Origin of the sequence: Sharpea porci (assembly GCF_009695655.1) — a bacterium.
Taxonomy (GTDB): domain Bacteria; phylum Bacillota_I; class Bacilli_A; order Erysipelotrichales; family Coprobacillaceae; genus Sharpea; species Sharpea porci.
On record NZ_VUNM01000020.1, the window covers coordinates 1 to 17213 of the forward strand.

Annotated in this window: 17 protein-coding genes; 1 reads left to right on the forward strand and 16 read right to left on the reverse strand. The window is 39.0% G+C overall.

Translation table 11 applies throughout. From position 1 onward, the window contains the following. The coding region (locus FYJ79_RS08480) for a transposase (protein WP_154516837.1) at positions 1-232 on the reverse strand (232 nt) is incomplete at its 3' end. A 335-nt stretch (positions 233-567) separates the two neighbouring features. Further along, a complete protein-coding gene (locus FYJ79_RS08485; RefSeq protein WP_154516840.1) occupies positions 568-1911 on the reverse strand; it encodes an FAD-dependent oxidoreductase in 1344 nt (447 codons plus the stop codon). Positions 1912-2085: 174 nt separating this feature from the next. Here FYJ79_RS08485 and FYJ79_RS08490 point away from each other — a divergent pair, with 174 nt between their 5' ends. Next, positions 2086-2448, forward strand: a complete 363-nt coding sequence (locus tag FYJ79_RS08490; RefSeq protein ID WP_229771425.1) for a site-specific recombinase — start codon at positions 2086-2088, stop codon at positions 2446-2448. A 55-nt stretch (positions 2449-2503) separates the two neighbouring features. On the opposite strand, the gene FYJ79_RS08495 is transcribed toward FYJ79_RS08490, so the two are convergent. The 14 genes from FYJ79_RS08495 to FYJ79_RS08560 all read right to left on the reverse strand — a co-directional run bounded on the left by FYJ79_RS08495 (position 2504) and on the right by FYJ79_RS08560 (position 17188). Continuing rightward, positions 2504-3787 (reverse strand): hypothetical protein, encoded by a 1284-nt coding sequence (locus FYJ79_RS08495; RefSeq protein WP_154516848.1) that lies wholly within the window; start codon positions 3785-3787, stop codon positions 2504-2506. Between the two features lie 53 nt (positions 3788-3840). Further along, on the reverse strand, positions 3841-4893 hold the full coding sequence (locus FYJ79_RS08500; RefSeq protein WP_154516853.1) for a hypothetical protein: 1053 nt from the start codon (positions 4891-4893) through the stop codon (positions 3841-3843). A gap of 266 nt (positions 4894-5159) precedes the next feature. Continuing rightward, the gene (gene rlmD / locus FYJ79_RS08505) at positions 5160-6512 is read right to left on the reverse strand and encodes a 23S rRNA (uracil(1939)-C(5))-methyltransferase RlmD (protein WP_154516857.1); all 1353 of its coding nucleotides are present in this window, start codon (positions 6510-6512) and stop codon (positions 5160-5162) included. 36 nt (positions 6513-6548) lie between these two features. Then, on the reverse strand, positions 6549-7232 hold the full coding sequence (locus FYJ79_RS08510) for a hypothetical protein (RefSeq protein ID WP_154516860.1): 684 nt from the start codon (positions 7230-7232) through the stop codon (positions 6549-6551). 50 nt (positions 7233-7282) lie between these two features. Beyond that, positions 7283-8386, reverse strand: coding sequence for a CamS family sex pheromone protein (locus tag FYJ79_RS08515; protein ID WP_229771426.1), 1104 nt, complete (start codon positions 8384-8386; stop codon positions 7283-7285). Next, positions 8383-10368 carry an NAD-dependent DNA ligase LigA gene (ligA, locus tag FYJ79_RS08520; protein ID WP_154516863.1) on the reverse strand — a complete coding sequence of 662 codons (1986 nt, stop codon included), beginning with the start codon at positions 10366-10368 and terminating at the stop codon, positions 8383-8385. The genes FYJ79_RS08515 and ligA overlap by 4 nt, the downstream gene beginning before the upstream one ends. Before the next feature lie 27 nt (positions 10369-10395). Next, positions 10396-12543: an ATP-dependent helicase gene (locus tag FYJ79_RS08525; RefSeq protein WP_326803641.1), complete on the reverse strand. Its 2148-nt coding sequence runs from the start codon at positions 12541-12543 to the stop codon at positions 10396-10398. A gap of 112 nt (positions 12544-12655) precedes the next feature. Next, positions 12656-13573 carry a dihydroorotate dehydrogenase gene (locus FYJ79_RS08530; protein WP_154516869.1) on the reverse strand — a complete coding sequence of 306 codons (918 nt, stop codon included), beginning with the start codon at positions 13571-13573 and terminating at the stop codon, positions 12656-12658. Continuing rightward, entirely contained in the window at positions 13566-14318 is a 753-nt protein-coding gene (locus FYJ79_RS08535) for a dihydroorotate dehydrogenase electron transfer subunit (protein WP_154516872.1), read from the reverse strand. The genes FYJ79_RS08530 and FYJ79_RS08535 overlap by 8 nt, the downstream gene beginning before the upstream one ends. Positions 14319-14330: 12 nt before the next feature. After that, complete coding sequence (gene coaD, locus FYJ79_RS08540; protein ID WP_229771428.1) at positions 14331-14810, reverse strand: pantetheine-phosphate adenylyltransferase; 480 nt, start codon at positions 14808-14810, stop codon at positions 14331-14333. Beyond that, on the reverse strand, positions 14803-15363 hold the full coding sequence (gene rsmD / locus FYJ79_RS08545; RefSeq protein WP_154516878.1) for a 16S rRNA (guanine(966)-N(2))-methyltransferase RsmD: 561 nt from the start codon (positions 15361-15363) through the stop codon (positions 14803-14805). The genes coaD and rsmD overlap by 8 nt, the downstream gene beginning before the upstream one ends. After that, complete coding sequence (locus FYJ79_RS08550) at positions 15338-15718, reverse strand: YlbF family regulator (protein WP_154516881.1); 381 nt, start codon at positions 15716-15718, stop codon at positions 15338-15340. Before FYJ79_RS08550 ends, rsmD begins: the two co-directional genes overlap by 26 nt. Continuing rightward, entirely contained in the window at positions 15708-16934 is a 1227-nt protein-coding gene (locus FYJ79_RS08555; RefSeq protein ID WP_154516884.1) for an FtsW/RodA/SpoVE family cell cycle protein, read from the reverse strand. The genes FYJ79_RS08550 and FYJ79_RS08555 overlap by 11 nt, the downstream gene beginning before the upstream one ends. Then, a complete protein-coding gene (locus FYJ79_RS08560) occupies positions 16931-17188 on the reverse strand; it encodes a UPF0223 family protein (RefSeq protein WP_229771430.1) in 258 nt (85 codons plus the stop codon). The genes FYJ79_RS08555 and FYJ79_RS08560 overlap by 4 nt, the downstream gene beginning before the upstream one ends. Positions 17189-17213 lie beyond the last annotated feature (25 nt).

Genomic DNA, 17213 nt, shown 5'->3' on the forward strand with positions numbered 1-17213 from the left:
GCTCCTTCTTGAGATGGGCAATCTCCTTGGCCTCGTCGCTTTCATAGTTTCCAGACCCGCGTACCACGACCTCTCCACGTGTCTCTGCATCCCTGTACCATTTTCCCACGGTAGTTGAATGCACGCCAAATTTCTTTCCGATGCTTACAAACGTTTCATCCGGATGCTCCCTCTTGTAGTTCACTACGCCTTCTCTGAATTCCTTGTCATATGCTGCTTTCTTGTCTTCCATAGAACAACAACTCCTCTCCTGACTAACCTAGACAAGCACTATACCTAACACGGTATTATACCACTCTGGTTATTGCAAAACAGCTATTTCACTTGTTCTACTTTTATACTAGCATCAAGCCTTATATCCGGTTTCTGTACGTAGGCCCGGGATTTTGCCACACGGTTAGTATGTTCCCGCATCCGGCTTCCTTCCGTTGACACCTCACGATGTCCACGTTGCCTTTGGCTAGCGCTTTGAATCATGCCGCTATACATGCGCAAGGGACTTTCACCCTCGAGTTATCACCCATGTCGGGTGTACAGAAAAGAACCAGGCTTTAAGAGCCCGGTCCTTTAAAGGGAGAACAGATCATTCAGACTTTCTGACATGGTCGGATGAGTGAAGATGAAATTCTTCAGGACATCTGCTTTCAGATTCTGATCCATGGCAAGCTTCACGAGGTTGATCATCTCAGGTGACTCCGCGCAGAACAGTTCTGCACCAAGGATGGTTCCGTCTTCTGTGATCAGCGCTTTCAGCATGCCTTCCTGCTTACGCAGGACCTTGGCCTTCGGAACTGAAGATGCCGGAAGTGATACCGTGCGGTAACCGATCCCTTCACGCTGTGCTTCTTTTTCGTTCAGGCCGACTCTGGAAAAAGGAGGATCCAGAAAAACAGAATACGAGAATGCCCCGCGGTTCTCTATCGTCCTGGTTCCGCTTCCGTTCATATCATCCAGGATAATCCTGCTGTCATCGAGGGAAAGATAAGTGAACTGAAGCTTTCCGAGCACATCTCCCGCTGCCCAGATATGGCGCTGTGCAGTACGCAGATGTTCATCCGTCTCGATGCCGCCCCTTGCATTCAGGGCAATGCCTGCTCTTTCGCAATGCAGGTCAGCAGTATTCGGTCTCCGTCCGGTCGCAAGAAGGATCGCATCTGCTTGCAGCGTCTCTGATTTTCCATCCGCTTCATAAGCAAGAACATTCTCCTGGATTCCTGAAATCCGGGCCCCGGTGATGATCCTGACGCCCTTGCGTTCAAGAACGGACCGGATTGATGCAGCGAGATCTTCATCTTCCTTCGGAAGAAACTCCTTCTGATCCTGCAGAACCGTAACGCTGCTGCCGAACTCCCGGTACATCGAAGCAAACTCCAGACCGATATAGCCGCCGCCGACAATAATCAGATGCTCTGGCAGAGTCTCAAGATCCATAAGAGTCTCAGATACATGGACATATCTGCTCTGATCTGCTCCGGGAATCGGCGGGATCACCGGCACGGAGCCTGTATTGATGATTATCTGCTTTCCCTGCAGCAGGATTCTTCCCTCGGCAGTATCCACAGCCAGATGAAATGCATCTTCGAAGGATGCAGTCCCATCGATCACGGAAACTCCGGCAGCGATCAGCTTGTCATAATTCGCCTTGCGAAGCGCAGCGGTCAGAATCCGTTTCTCCGCAATTGCCCTCCGGTAATACTCTGCCTTCTCTTCCAGCAAGCCATCCGGCGCATGCATTGCATCTTCGATCAGCCGCTTGGAAGGAATGCAGCCGACATTGATGCACGTTCCTCCATACATACCCGGATCTTTCTCGATCAGAGCAACCTTCCTTCCTGCAGCCGCAAGCTTTGCCGCAATTGTTTTGCCTGCTTTGCCGAATCCGGCAATCAGCACATCATAGTCTGTTATCATCTGGCCCTCCTTCTCTGCGGATTACGTGTAAAGTCATAATCCCAGCTTCATGATGAGATTATAACACAGCAGACCGATCGAATGCAAAGGATAAAATAATAATGTAGGAAAAAGACAAAATAAAAATGTAGGAAAACCTACATTCTTATTTTGTCCAAAACCTGCATTTTTATATTGACTTTTGCAAAAGTCATCAGAGAGGCTCAGAAGACCACCGCTGATGGCATTGATGAACAGCTGATGGAACTCCAGAAAGAGCTTCTCCAAAAGGCTAACAACAAAGAAGCCTATGATGAGATTGCTGACCAGATTTTCAAGCTCCGCGAGCAGCGTGAAAAATGCACTGTTGACACCGCTGCCAGAGACGCGCAGATTGCAAGAATCAATGAACTGCAGGACTTCATTAAACAGCAGCGTACCGACCTTGTTGAATTCAACGAGGCCTTGGTAAAACGCTGGCTCAAACAGATAACCGTCTGGGAAGACCACTTTACAGTGGAACTTAAGTCCGGACTGAAAATTGATATTGAAGGTTAATGCCAATAGACACACGAAACCCTCTCGACCTTAGATGGCCGGGAGGGTTGTTTTGTTATTGTGCTTTACTTTCGGGAAGATAATAAATCTTTCCATCTTTAGAAATGAGTTGTACATCTTCAGCATATAATTCAGATTTATCAATTTTAGGAGAAATGTCATGTCCTATCTTCTGAGCTGCAATCATTTTTGCAGTTTTTTCTTCAATTTCACAGAAGTTTAAATCATCGTTAAACAGCCCTGGAATAAAATGAATTACACCATCAATTCCAGCTCTCTTTCTTCGAGACTCCTCCACCTCTATGCCTAATCGCTCGGCAGTGCTTTCATGCCAAGCAGTAAGTCGTGCTTGAGTATCAGATACCTGCTTAGAATATGTAGGCAATAATGCAATACACTGTTCTCTTGAAACTGCTCCAAGATGCAACGTATATCTCAAATCAGAAATTTTATATAAAACATCCAGCAGTGATTGTTGATACATAAACCAATCTTGTGCATGTCCTAAAGCTTTTTCATAGCCTTCATAGTCAAAGTCTGATTTCTTTGCAAATCCAGTTAAAGTAAGATTAGCTTGTCCCAGAAGCTGAGTACACTCTTCTTCTAAACTATCAAGCTGAGAAATCTTCGAAAGTCGAAGCTCATCGTTTTCCAAAATCTCTGTCTGGAAATCAGCAATCTTTTTAACATGAGCTACCAGCGAAAATACCCTACTTCGATATTCGTTATCCTGAAAATCCTGTATCTGAGTGATACCATCACTAATCGCTCCAAGTTCAGCATTAATCTGCGTCATATAATACTGACCTACCACCATTGATGCAACACCCATTGCCGCTGCTGCTGTATTAGCCACAACAGTTGTACCTTTTTGTGCCTCAACAGCTACCAAGTTAGCATGTCCTTTGATACCATCAGCCCCATGATAAATACCACGAACAGCACCTTCCATCGCTTTGGAATCTGTGAGCTTAGCACCTGCTGGAATAATAGCTCGATACAAAACCTCTCCATTAGCCTTAGCCGCCTGTGCAGCATTGTTTACTGCATTTCCAGCCTGGGCCAAACCTGGAACAAGATTATTTACATGAGCAAGTACCTTACTATCCGTAATTTCCACAAGTTTTGTTTCGTCCGGAATTGCCTCTGCCGGAAGGAGCTCCATCTGAATTACAAGTTCATTTGAAGCTTCTGCTACAGGTAATTCACTACTTGATGATTTACTTTCAACAGAAGCTGTATTCATCGGTTCTTCTTTGTTTTGTTTGTTTTTTAGGTATAGTACAACTCCTACTGCTATCGCAGCTACAATGCATATACCAATTATTACGTATTCCATTTATCGTATACCTCCTATCGTTTATTCATAAAAGGCTTTGTAAATTTCGCGAATTAATGATACGGATTAGACAGTGGCATATTTTTACCTCTATTTTCGTTTTCTTCGATAATTAGCTTTTCAGTCTTCTCATCTATTTCTGAAAAACTCATACCTTCCTTAAATCCTTTACTTCCGTCAAGCCACATACAATTCATCAATCTATCAAACGTTGCTTCACAACTTCTTCTTGGACAACGAGCTAATGTAGTATCAAAAAAGCTTGTATGATAAGAATAATGATGGGTATGAATAAACTGCTTCCAAGAATCCAACACTTCAGTCTCGTCTCTAATGTCTACCAATTCTATTTCTTCCAAGTTTCTATCATTTACTGCTCCCCATGCTTGTTTAAGCATATCAACAGCTTCAGCGTCACTTGTTGGCGCACTATACCCAAATATCGTAACCATATATGCTTTTTCAAGAGCATTTTTTAATTGTTTCCATGACTTTGAAATTGCTATATCTCCAGTATAGTCTTTTTTCTTGATAGGAAATAAAAGTTTCATCGGCTTCAGTGGTTCTCCACATCGACACATTCTTCCCACATTACCCATTATATTATCCTTGGCACAATAGCCTACTGCAACATTTCCGTGAAGGAATGCGACTTGTGGTATGTTATCTGTATATCGCTGTGCTCTTGCTATTGCCTGAACCAAAAAAGGGTCCCAATTAAATGTCGCAATTAAATCCTTGCTTGTAAGGCTCATAACTAAAAAATCGTAAATGGTAGGTTCATCTGGTAACTGAAACTCACTCATATAGCTTCGTATAACATTTTCCAACTCATTTTTTACGTCATTGCATACCTGTTCATCCTTACTCCTATCATCTAATTCCATATAAATATCTTCAAGATTATCAGATGTTGTATTCAGTTTAACCTTCGAAATAATATCCTTTAATCCCAGCTTTTCAATAAAACCGCTCATTGCCGATATCTTACGTCCATTTTTATCTCCGTGGGGTATAGCTGCACAACTGGCGCCAGCACCCAGAATTACAACATGAGGTCTATTTTTCATATAATATTCATACTCTTCAACACTAATTTCTGCCATTAATATATTCCTCCTAACATCTAATCCACTGTCCGAAAATGCCCTTAGTATCGAGTTGCCGGATTTGTTGCCAGTTTGCTACCCTTGCTCAAAAATGCCTGACATCTAAACTACTCACTCAATTTGCGTTATCTAATCCGAAGTCACAACCTGGCACACATTTTCGCAGTAGATATGTTTCCATATAAAATAACCGGGCCTTTTCAGGAGTTAGGCTTCTTATCCTAACTTCCGAAAAAGCCCGGAAATACGCCACTTTCTGTCTATTATTTATCTTTTCTTGACATCAATACCACCGTCTCAACATGAGTCGTCTGTGGGAACATATCGACTGGCTGTATTTCTTTGACTTCATAGTATTGTGTTAATAGCTGCATGTCCCTTGCCTGGGTTGCGACATTGCATGAGATATAGACAAGTCGTTCTGGACTGAGTTCGATAAGTTGCTTAAGGAAGAGTTCTGAACAGCCTTTTCTAGGTGGATCAACAATGACTACGTCAAAGTGTATACCCTGTTTCTTATATTCAAGTGCGACTTCACCTGCATCACCACAGATAAATTCAGCATTCTTTATATTATTTCTTTTGGCATTTTCCTTCGCATCTTCGATAGCTTGTTCTACAACCTCAATGCCATAGACCTTTTTAACATCTTTCGCAAGAGTTAATCCGATTGTTCCTATACCACAATATGCATCTAGAACAATATCATCTTTATTTAAGTTAGCTAGTTCGATGGCTTTTGTATAAAGCACTTCAACTTGTCTTGGATTGATTTGATAGAATGACTTTAATGAAATTGTATAGTCATTACCTAGAAGTGTATCATGGATGTAGCCTGGACCATATAGTACATTTACTTCATCTCCTAAAATGACATTATCATGTCTTGGGTTGATATTCTGAATGATCGTTGTAATAGATGGAAATCTATTGTGTACATCATTTACTAAATCATTAAGATGAGGCACTTTCTTTGTATAGGTAATGAGGGCAAGCATGCCTTCATTTGTATGAACGCCATAGCGTGTTAAGATATGTTTGATATATCCCTGTTTTAAGACTTTCTCATAGGGTTGAATATGATACTTTTCTAGACGTGTTTTAACATATTGTGTGACTTCGTTGGAGAATTCATTCTGGATAAAACAGAAATCATTTTCAATAATATCATTAGTATGTGGTTTATAGAATCCAGCAACAATCTTGTGATCTTTCAAACCGACAGGAACTTGTACTTTATTACGATAATGGTAGATTTCTTCATCCATTAAGCAATCATTAACAGGAAAGAAGACTTGCCCAATGCGTTCCATCGTATCCTTGACACGTTTGGTTTTAAAGGCTTGCTGGGCTTTGTAGCTCATATGCATAAGCGAGCAGCCACCACATTGCTTATAGACAGGACAGATAGGTTCTTCTCGATCAACTGATGGCTTTATCATCTTATAAACTCTTCCAACACAATAATTCTTGAGTACTTTGATGATTTCTATTTCAGCTTCTTCCCCAACAAGCAAGTTTTTGACAAAAATAACATCGTGGTCTTTCTTAACAACCCCTAACCCTTCATGTGTATAATCACTACATACACCTATAAATCTCTCTTTTTTCTTCATGACTCTCTCCTATAAAAAAACGGGCTTATGCCCGTTTTATTTCTTGTTGACTTTGTTATATGTTGCTTGGTCTCTTACTGAGGCTAATGTGAAATTAAAGTTGTCATTGCCAGCTTTCTTTGTTCCATAGATTGGATAGTCAGCTGCATTATCTTCAGCTGTCAAATAGAAATTGATTTCATACTGATTCTGATCATTATATGTACCAAACAAATCACTAAATGCAGATTTGTTTGCTTTAGGTCTACCGCCTGCATCATCTAGCTTCTTTGCAGCATCTTGTGCAATTGATTCAGCGACTCTTGCAGACGTCCCACTGACATAGACAATATCAATCTTGACTGTACGACAAGCTGTTTCAATATTAATAGACTTTACAGAATTATGATCCTTCTTGACAGCATCAATAGCTGCTGTCTTAACATTTTGTGTGATTGGCAATAAGCCAGCACAACGATCACCATAAACAGGACCATCTTCTTTAGTCATAATATAGACACTCACAATACCAATAATGGCTACAATAATCAACACACCAAGAACAATGGGCCATTTCTTAAGTTTTCTTTTCTTTGATGGCTTTTTTGCCGTGACAACATCATCTTCATCTTTAAAATGAAATTCCTGTGTTTCATCCAGGGATGCTTTATGACCGCTTGGTTTCTTGATTTTTACATCTTCATCATCAAAATTAAAATGCTTCTGTGCCAAGTTACTCACCTACTTTTCTTCCCTATTCTAACAAAATTCATTAAGATATACAACAACCTTTAATCCTGGATGATGGTTGTCTTGGCATCAGAGCCTTTGTTTTTAATAATCACAGCCATTAATTCATCTTGTGAATAGACAAGCACTTTAGTCTGGAAGTCCTGTGTGAACTTGCTGTCAATTTGGTCTGCGAGGACGGATGTTAAATAAAGCATTTCAGTATAGCTCTTGACATTGAGATAAGCCGTAATCTTCATTGTCTGGATAGTATTATTGACATATGTTGCTTCACCAACAATACTTGCTGCTTCTGTTGAAGCATTTTTCAAAGCTGCTTTAATAGTTTCAAATTCACTTGAAGTTGCTGGATCAAGCGTACTAGCACGTGTACTTGTAAAGGTTATTGTTTCATGGTTGACAGCTTTTAATGCCCCTACTTCACCATTTTCACAAAAAGCCTGATAGATATAGTTGCCATTTGTGAGTGATACAGCTGAATCGTTTTTCATATAGAAAGCAATAAGAATCGGTAAGTCCTTTAGTGTTTTCTTGTTTTCACGAATATATTTATAAAGACGACTGGCACATTTCTTACAATAATCTTCAATAGCATCTTTGCTCATAGTGTCAATATCATTGTTGTTGGCATCCTGGGGATTTAAGATCACAGCAATACTTGCCCCTTTTAATGTATAGCTTGTCGCATTCTTTGTAAAGAAATCCTGCTCTGTCATATTTGTAACCATGACGGGATCAGCGATACCATCTATTGTTGTTCCATGAGTTGGCTGAAGCGTTGTCTTATCAAAGTTTTTCTTTGTGGCATTAGCAGCATCACGTTTCATCAATTTGTTGTAGTCTGATAAAGATAACTGCTGACCTTCGGAAAGATAGTAATCACTCGTCGAGAAATGATCTTGTGATAGTTCCTGCAAGCCATTGCCAATGGTAACGAAGTCATTGGATGTCGAGAATTCTGTATAGATATCTTCACTTTTAGGATTACGTCCCATATTGACAATACGATAGTAATCACCAGTGAGTGAATCTGTTGTAGATACAACGGATGAAGTTTTTTCTTTCGTTGTAGTTTTTGAACTTGAACAGGCACAAAGCATTGCTGCACTTAGTACCAGGATTCCTGCTTTTCTTAACATTCTCATAGACCAGCTACCTCTCTAAATTCATCTTCATTCATAATAGTAATACCTAGACTGACTGCCTTATCATATTTACTACCAGGATCTGCACCGACAATGACTAAGTCTGTTTTCTTAGAGACACTGCCTGTGACATTGGCACCGTGTTCTGTCAAGTAAGCTTTGATTTCTTTACGGCTCATCGATACAAGTGTTCCTGTAACAACAATCGTCTTATCAGTAAATGGTGATGTAATTGTATCAGTATTATGCAGATAGCTCATATTCACACCAAGTGCCTTTAAATCAGCTACAAGTTGCATATTCTTCTCTGAACGCTGCCATTCCCCAAGACTTTGTGCAATCGTATCGCCAACATCTTTGATGCTTGTAAGCTGAATGTAGCTCGCTGACAGAAGATTGTCAAGTGTTCCAAAGTTCTTTGCAAGCGTATCCGCCATTTTTGCACCAATTCCCTTTATTCCTAAACCAAAGAGTAGTTTTTCTAAAGAATTACCTTTAGATGCTTCTGCTGAAGCAATAAGATGGTCCATGGATTTCTTGCCAAAACCTTCCAAATTCATAATTTCCATTTCGTGATTCTTTAAATGATAAAGATCCTGGATATGTCTTACAAAGCCATTATTATAGAACTGTTCAACAATCTTATCTCCGAGTCCGTCAATATTCATGGCATCACGACTCGCAAAATGAATAATCTTTTCAATATTCTTACTATCACAATTCTCATTCACACAATAATAAGCTGCTTCATTTGCCTTACGAACCAATGGCTGACCACACATTGGACAGACATGCGCCATCTTAAAGACCCGTTCTTCTCCTGTTCTTCTTTCTGGCAGGGAGCGTACAACTTCAGGAATAACATCTCCGGCTTTACGAATGACGACATAGTCACCTATACGTATATCCTTGCGTTTGATATTATCTTCATTATGTAATGTAGCACGCTGAACTGTTGAGCCAGCAACTCTAACAGGATCAAGTACAGCATTTGGAGTAATCTGTCCAGTACGGCCAATAGTCAGAATAATGTCATCAAGATGCGTAATAACTTCTTCTGCCGGAAATTTATAGGCAATTGCCCAACGAGGAACTTTCGCTGTAAAACCAAGTTTCTTCTGTGCGGCAAGGTCATTGACTTTTATGACAACACCATCAATATCATAAGGAAGATCTGGTCTTTTATTTGTCATATCTTCAATATATGTCCAAACCTCTTTAATGTTTTGACAACGCTTTATAAGAGGATTGACCTTAAAGCCAAGTTCTTTCATTTTTTCAAGTGCCTGATAATGGGTTTCAACACCTAATTCTTCAGGAACAGGGACATGATAGAGATAGGCATCAAGCCCACGTTTAGCAGCAATGGCACTATCTAACTGACGCACTGAACCGGCTGCAGCATTACGGCAATTCGCGAATAAAGGTAATCCTGCTTCTTTTCGTTCTTTATTGAGTTTTTCAAAGGATTTTTTAGGCATGATGATTTCACCACGCACTTCAAGACGACCAGGGTGGTTGATACGTAAAGGAATGGAGCGAATGGTTTTGACATTATGAGTAATATCCTCACCTATAGTACCATCACCACGTGTGGCCCCATATTGCAGGATACCATCCTGATAGACAAGAGAAACAGAAAGACCATCAAGTTTAGGTTCACAGACATAATCCACATTATAGATAGTTGAAGTGACACGGTCATTGAAAGCTTCTACTTCTTCCTGGTTGAAGATATCTCCTAAAGACATCATCCCGACCTGATGACGAATCTTTGTAAAGCCTTCTAGAACTTGACCGCCAACACGTTGAGATGGTGAATCGCTTGTCAGCCATTCTGGATGTGCCTGTTCAATCTTGATCAGTTCGTCCATCAAAGCATCATATTCCTGGTCAGTGATTGTTGGATTATCCATGACATAATATTCATAATTATACTGATTCAGTTTTTCTTTTAATTCATTTAATCTTTCAAGTGTCATAATATTTGCCTTTTCTAATAGATTCTTTTAATTCATAAGTCGCTTTAATGCTTTATGGCCAGCCATCAATGTTTTCAGGCCATAAGGAACACTAAAGGCAATATCCAGAGTTTTATCATGCACATTGACAACAACACCTTTGCCAAAAGTATCATGCATGACCAAATCTCCTACTTTCCACTCATCAACATGATTATCACCAATCATCTCTTCAATGGATTCATTAGTATGAATGTATGTTGATGTTTTGAATGGATTTTTAGCACCCACGTGTTCAACATGATTGTTTCCTATCTCATCGACAAAGCGTGATGTCATCTTAGGTGAGTGAGATACAAAGGAGAAGCCCTGTGAGTCAGTCAGATAAAGTTTTTGCTTTGCACGTGTAAATGCAACATAAGCTAAGCGTCTTTCTTCTTCAAGACCATCATCGCCACCCTCTTCAATTGAACGAATTGAAGGGAAGATATTTTCTGAAAGACCTGCCACAAAGACATTCTTAAATTCAAGTCCCTTGGCCATATGAATACTCATCATGCTGACATAATCACCTGTCGTCCCTTCATCCTGGGTTGTATAGAGGGCAATGTCTTGCAGGTAAGATTCAAGTGTCGCATTTTCAGGATTTTCTTTGACATAGGAAGCGATAGAATTTTTTAATTCCATCAAGTTATCCATACGACTATCTTCCTGATCATGCTTCAACATATCATAATAGCCAACATCCTTCATCAATTCATCATAGACATCTTCTAATGGTTTACTGCTGACTCTCGCTTTTTCCAAAGCACTGACAAAGAGCTTAAGGCTTTTCTTAACCTTGGCAGAGAGACCAATTTCGTCGCTATAGAAACAAAGTGTTTCATAATCCGAAAGCTGATGATTGATAGCTGCAAGCTGAATTTTTTCAAGTGTCTTTGCCCCAATGCCTCTTGAGGGCACATTAATAATACGTTCAAAGCTTAAGTCATCATTATTGACAAGAAGACGCAGATAGCTTAGAGCATCTTTGACTTCCTTACGGTTGAAGAATTTCAAGCCCCCAAAGATACGATAAGGAATCTTCTTTCTGATCATCATCTGTTCAATTGGTCTTGAGAGATAGTTAGCACGATAAAGTATCGCAAAGTCACTATATTGTAGATTTCCATCTTTATTCATGGCTTGTTCAATCTCATCCCCAATGAATTCTGCTTCTGCCTCTTCACTTCGTCCAGAGAAATGAATGATATGGGGACCATCTTCTAAATTAGAAAAGAGATCTTTTTCAAGACGGTTCTTGTTTTTGCGAATAAGATTATTGGAAATATCAAGAATGTTCTTAGTAGAACGATAGTTCTGATCAAGAATGATTGTCTTGACATTCTTATAATCTTTATCAAAGTTCATGATATAATTGACATCACTGCCTCTAAAGGAATAGATGGTCTGATCAGGATCTCCAACAACACATACCGTGGAGTCCTGGGCAAAATAATGAATAAGTTCATACTCAATCTCCCCAACATCCTGAAATTCATCTACATGAACATATTGATAGCGCCGACTCCATTTCTTCACAACCTGAGGATTATCTCTAAAGAGTTCTAATGTCTTAATCAACAAGTCATCAAAATCAAGCATATTATGTTCTTTATTATAGTGTTCATATGCTCCATAAATAAGTGCTTTTTGTTTTTCACCAGGAAAATCTCCAGCTAGCTTCATAGCCTTTTCGGGTGTTACAAAAGCAGTCTTATAGCTTGAAATATAATTCATCATACTTTTGATAGAGAACTGTTTCATATCAACCTGATGTTCTTTATACAGCTTCTTTAATAAAGACTTCATATCTTCCTCGTCCATAATGACGAAGTTATGCGCATAGCCAAGCAAAGAAATATGCTGTCGTAAAACACGTACACAAAGAGAATGGATTGTGCAGATTGTAGCACCTAGTGCTTCACTGCCAAGCAGCTTCTCTACACGTGATTTCATCTCATTGGCAGCTTTATTGGTAAAAGTAATGGCGAGAATATTGCGTGGATTAACACCAATGTTCTCAATCAGGTAAGCAATACGATAAGTAACAACCCTTGTTTTCCCTGAGCCAGCTCCAGCAATGATACGTAGATGACTATCTAAGTATGTTGCTGCTTCTTTTTGTTTTTCATTTAATACGTTATCTAAGTTCACATTAATCACCTTTGTCATTATAGTACAATTTTGAAGAAAAGAGAATTGTTAGTCAATTATAGTGCATTACAAAAGACAATGAAAGAGGAAGCCGTAATAACTTCCTCTTTGTCTAATATTTGTGTGATAAACCGATGATATCATGAATATCATCAATACCCATTTCATCCAGCCAATCATTCATTTCCTCAATGATTTTAGGACATGCATAAGGATCAATAAGATTGGCACAGCCAACTTCTACAGCACTTGCCCCAGCAATCATCATTTCAATAGCATCCCTTCCTGAGCTAATGCCACCCATGCCAATAACAGGAATATCAACAGCCTGAGAGACCTGATAGACCATTCGCAAAGCAATTGGCAAGATGGCAGGTCCAGAATAACCACCTGTCTTATTCGCAATAATTGGACGACCCGTCTTAAGATCAAAGCGCATGCCTACAAGCGTATTGATCATAGAGATACCATCAGCACCGGCTTCTTCAACAGCTTTTGCCATTGCAACAATGTCAGTGACATTAGGTGAAAGCTTGACATAAACAGGTTTTGATGAGACAGCTTTGACTTCCCTTGTTACTCTTGCCGCCGTAGCTGGATCCGTACCAAACTGCATGCCACCTTCCTTGACATTGGGACAGCTAATATTAAGTTCAAGAGCACCGACATTTTCTGCTTTTGAAAGGATGGCAGCTGTTTCAACATAATCTTCAAAAGAATGACCACCCATATTCCCAAGAACCTTGCCATTAAAAATCTTGGCAAGTTCAGGCAGTTCATATTGAACAACATGTTCTACACCAGGATTTTGTAATCCGATGGCATTAAGCAAGCCAGCAGGCCCTTCGGCAATTCTTGGTAAGGGATTACCATAACGTTTTTCTCTTGTTGTGCCTTTTATGGATATAGAACCAAGCTTATTGAGATCATAGAACTCTTTGAATTCCTGACCATAACCAAATGTACCAGATGCAGGCATGACAGGATTTTTTAAATCTAAACCAGGTAATACTATATGTAAATTAGCCATCAATCTTCACCTCGCTACTCGCAAATACAGGACCTTCCAAACAAACACGCTTACTTGAGCCATCTTTCATTTCCATTGAACAGCCCATGCAGGCACCAAAGCCACATCCCATTCTTGCTTCATAAGATAGTGAACCATGTTGTTCATCAAACTTGGCTAAAGCCTTTAACATTGGTAAAGGACCACAGGCATAATAATGTTCATAGGAAAGGTTATATTCATTAATGGCATCAATAACTGTTCCCTTTGTTCCTAGGGTGCCATCCATTGTTGCTACATAAACGGGACATAATTGTTGAAATTCTTCAAGATAGAAGGCATCCTTTTTACTCGCAAAGCCAACCACAAGCTTAACTTCAACATCTTTTTTAAGTAATTCTTTAGCAAGCTTGTAGAGGGGTGGTAAGCCTAATCCTCCACCAATAAGGAGTGCACTTCTTTCATTCTGATAAACAAATCCATTTCCTAACCCCGTCAACATATCCATTTTATGGCCAGGTCTGATTTCGCTTAAAAGCTTTGTGCCTGTCCCAACAACTTTATAGATCATAGTAAGTGTATGATCGTCATAATCACAAATACTCATTGGTCTTCTTAAATAAGGTTCCTGGTATTTATTAAGCTTGATATTAACAAACTGTCCTGGAGTTGTAATTGCCGATGTATCTCCTTCGACAACCATTTCATATACATCTTTAATGAGTTCTTTATTGGAAAGAACTTTCATGAATGTCTGATTTGCCATACTGTCCTCCTCTTAAGAATGGTATTTTTCTTTTAATGCCTTATTCACACAATCAGGTACAAGTGTTGAAACATCACGATGATGACTTGCGATTTCCTTGATTGCGGAAGATGAAACAAAGGTATAGTCCAGTCTTGTCATTAAAAAGACTTCCTCAATATTTTCATCAAGAAATTTATTGGAATAAGCCATCATGCTTTCATAATGATAATCATTTGTGGCACGAATACCTCTTACAAGTACCTTCGCACCTACTTCTTCACAGTATTCCACCGCTAGCTTGTCGCTTGCCGCAATAATGATATGTTGTAAATCTTTTGTTGCTTCATGAATCATTGCCAGGCGTTCGTCAATACTAAAGAGTGTTGCCTTTACTGGATTATCAAAGATAACGACATGCACTTCATCAAAGAGGGCAAGAGCTCTCTTGATCATATCGAGGTGACCATTAGTAATAGGATCGAATGTTCCTGCATAAACAGCTTTAATCATGATCATAACCTCCAAATCTTACAATTTGCATAATCGTAATCCCATATTGATTTTCTTTCACAAGTTCAAATGGCTGGTCAAAAGTAAGACGCTCTTCAAGTCGATCTTCAACAACAATAAGACATCCTTCTTTCAACATATGTTGTTGATAAAGCGTATTCATAATGCCTTGGTTAATTTTCATATCATAAGGAGGATCAAGTAAAACAAGATCAAATTGCATATCTTCATGAGCCAATGTAGATAATGCCTTTCGATAATCCATTTTCAAGACTTTTGCATCATCAATCTTGAGTGTTGCGAGGTTCTCCTTAATGACTTTAAAGGCAGCATATTGCTTATCAACAGCGACAAGATATGCCATCCCACGACTTAATGCTTCAATACCTAGGCCCCCGCTTCCCGCAAATAAATCAAGACAGTTTCCACCATCAAAATAAGGACCAATCATATTAAAGAGATTTTCTTTGTTTTTATCGGTTGTTGGTCGTGTACGATTATTTTCAACCGTTTTAAGCATTCTGCTTCTATACTTTCCGGCAATGACGCGCATAAACCTTGCCCATCCTTCCTATTGCTAGTTCTTCAGAAATGTTATGAAAAATAATTTCTGATAATATATCAAGTTCCCTATTTAAGAGACTCAGCTTTTCTTGATAATCCTGGAATTCGGGAATATGCACAAGCTGTTTACGAATTTCTAGAATATCATTCTTTAACTGACTATTATCGATATATGATCCATAACGCTCACGCCAAGCCACCTCTTGATTAAGACGTTCATAAGTCTGCATTAAACTTTTAACATCTTGATTGTTCATTAGAGTGATATAGGCTTGTTGGAAATTGAGATAATAGGGTTCTTTATGAATACTTTCTATGAGTTCTTCTATGAGATTATAATTCATCTTCTACCTTCTTCTTTAGATGATTACGATTATATTTTTTGATAATGGATTGTGCAATGCCTAATGACATCAATCCAGCTAATGTAGATGAGCCACCAGCACTGATAAAGATGAGTGGAACACCAGTCATGGGAATAAGACCAGATACGCCCCCTACATTCACAACTAAATGGAAAAAGAAATATGAGGAAATACCAATAAGTATTAAACGGTCAGCCGTATTCTCGTTTTCCATGCCATATTTAAATATCTTGAAAATAATATAGAGATAAGGAATCATTAATATCGCAAAACCAAAGAGTCCAAATTCCTCAACAATAATGGCTGAAATAAAGTCATTCTGGCTTTCAGGAATATAGCCATATTTCATAATGGAATTCCCAAATCCTAAGCCAAAGAGCCCTCCATTAGAATAGGCTACGAAGCCATTCACGATTTGCCATGTATCTGTATAGATATTGGAAAGTGGGTCCATCCAGCTAAAGAAACGCTGAAGCTGGTGAGCCATTAAACCTGCGCCTCCAACAAGAATAATTACTAAAACACCTAATACCATTAAGGTCAAAACAATCCTCTTAAGACGACTATATTTCTTATAGGGCACACATACAAAGACAATGACAGAAATCGCTAAGAGAATTAAAGCTGAACCCAAGTCATTTTGAACAAAAGCGCAGACTAAGAATGCACCCGCAACAGCACACAGAGGAATAAGAACACAGTACTTTAGAAACAAATTGTTCATATATTTTTTATTTTCTGGTGAACTATATTTAGAGGCAAAATGTTCAGGCAACTCACCTAAAAAATAAGCCAATAAAAGTATGATGACTATTTTCATAAATTCTGCCGGCTGAATCGTAATAGGACCAAGCTTGATCCAGCCATGAGCACCATTAATACTCCACATTCTACATGCAATCATAGCTAGTAAGGTACCAAAATAAAGAACTTTAAGGGAGTTCTTTGTCAGCATTTTCTTACTATTGAATTTATGAGCAATTGTAGCCATTAAAAAAGCTCCTACCGCAAGAAAGAGACATTGCTTGAGCATGTTCATAATAGGATAGTTCTTGCCATACTTGACAACCATGCCAACACTCGCATCACCAATCATCACAACCCCAAAGATACATAGAATAAAAGTGCAGATATAAATACCTTTATCTACACCATTATTTGTAAACATCAGTTTAACGACCTTCTTGATATTCATAGCTTAATAAAGCCACCTTTCATTGCTTGCTTATAGACCGCAAAGATGGAATAGGAAGAAACCTCTTTAAATTCCCTTTCGAATTTCTTTTCTTCAGCCTTAGAATTCAATACTTTACGATAAGCATTATAGGCATCCATAAATTGATTTGCTTCAATTCCTTCTTCATAAGCCTTTTCTACAGCATTATATAAATTGATTACAATAAGAATCTCTTCAGTTGACCAATCATAATCAAGTGGATAATCGTACATCAACAAATCCCCTTTCATTTGTGTT

Coding starts and splice junctions, on each gene's coding strand:
- FYJ79_RS08485 (WP_154516840.1), bottom strand. CDS start 1,911: ATGATAACAGACTATGATGTGCTGATTGCCGGATTCGGCAAAGCAGGC.
- FYJ79_RS08495 (WP_154516848.1), bottom strand. CDS start 3,787: ATGGAATACGTAATAATTGGTATATGCATTGTAGCTGCGATAGCAGTA.
- FYJ79_RS08500 (WP_154516853.1), bottom strand. CDS start 4,893: ATGGCAGAAATTAGTGTTGAAGAGTATGAATATTATATGAAAAATAGA.
- rlmD (WP_154516857.1), bottom strand. CDS start 6,512: ATGAAGAAAAAAGAGAGATTTATAGGTGTATGTAGTGATTATACACAT.
- FYJ79_RS08515 (WP_229771426.1), bottom strand. CDS start 8,386: ATGAGAATGTTAAGAAAAGCAGGAATCCTGGTACTAAGTGCAGCAATG.
- ligA (WP_154516863.1), bottom strand. CDS start 10,368: ATGACACTTGAAAGATTAAATGAATTAAAAGAAAAACTGAATCAGTAT.
- FYJ79_RS08530 (WP_154516869.1), bottom strand. CDS start 13,573: ATGGCTAATTTACATATAGTATTACCTGGTTTAGATTTAAAAAATCCT.
- FYJ79_RS08535 (WP_154516872.1), bottom strand. CDS start 14,318: ATGGCAAATCAGACATTCATGAAAGTTCTTTCCAATAAAGAACTCATT.
- coaD (WP_229771428.1), bottom strand. CDS start 14,810: ATGATTAAAGCTGTTTATGCAGGAACATTCGATCCTATTACTAATGGT.
- rsmD (WP_154516878.1), bottom strand. CDS start 15,363: ATGCGCGTCATTGCCGGAAAGTATAGAAGCAGAATGCTTAAAACGGTT.
- FYJ79_RS08550 (WP_154516881.1), bottom strand. CDS start 15,718: ATGAATTATAATCTCATAGAAGAACTCATAGAAAGTATTCATAAAGAA.
- FYJ79_RS08555 (WP_154516884.1), bottom strand. CDS start 16,934: ATGAATATCAAGAAGGTCGTTAAACTGATGTTTACAAATAATGGTGTA.
- FYJ79_RS08560 (WP_229771430.1), bottom strand. CDS start 17,188: ATGTACGATTATCCACTTGATTATGATTGGTCAACTGAAGAGATTCTT.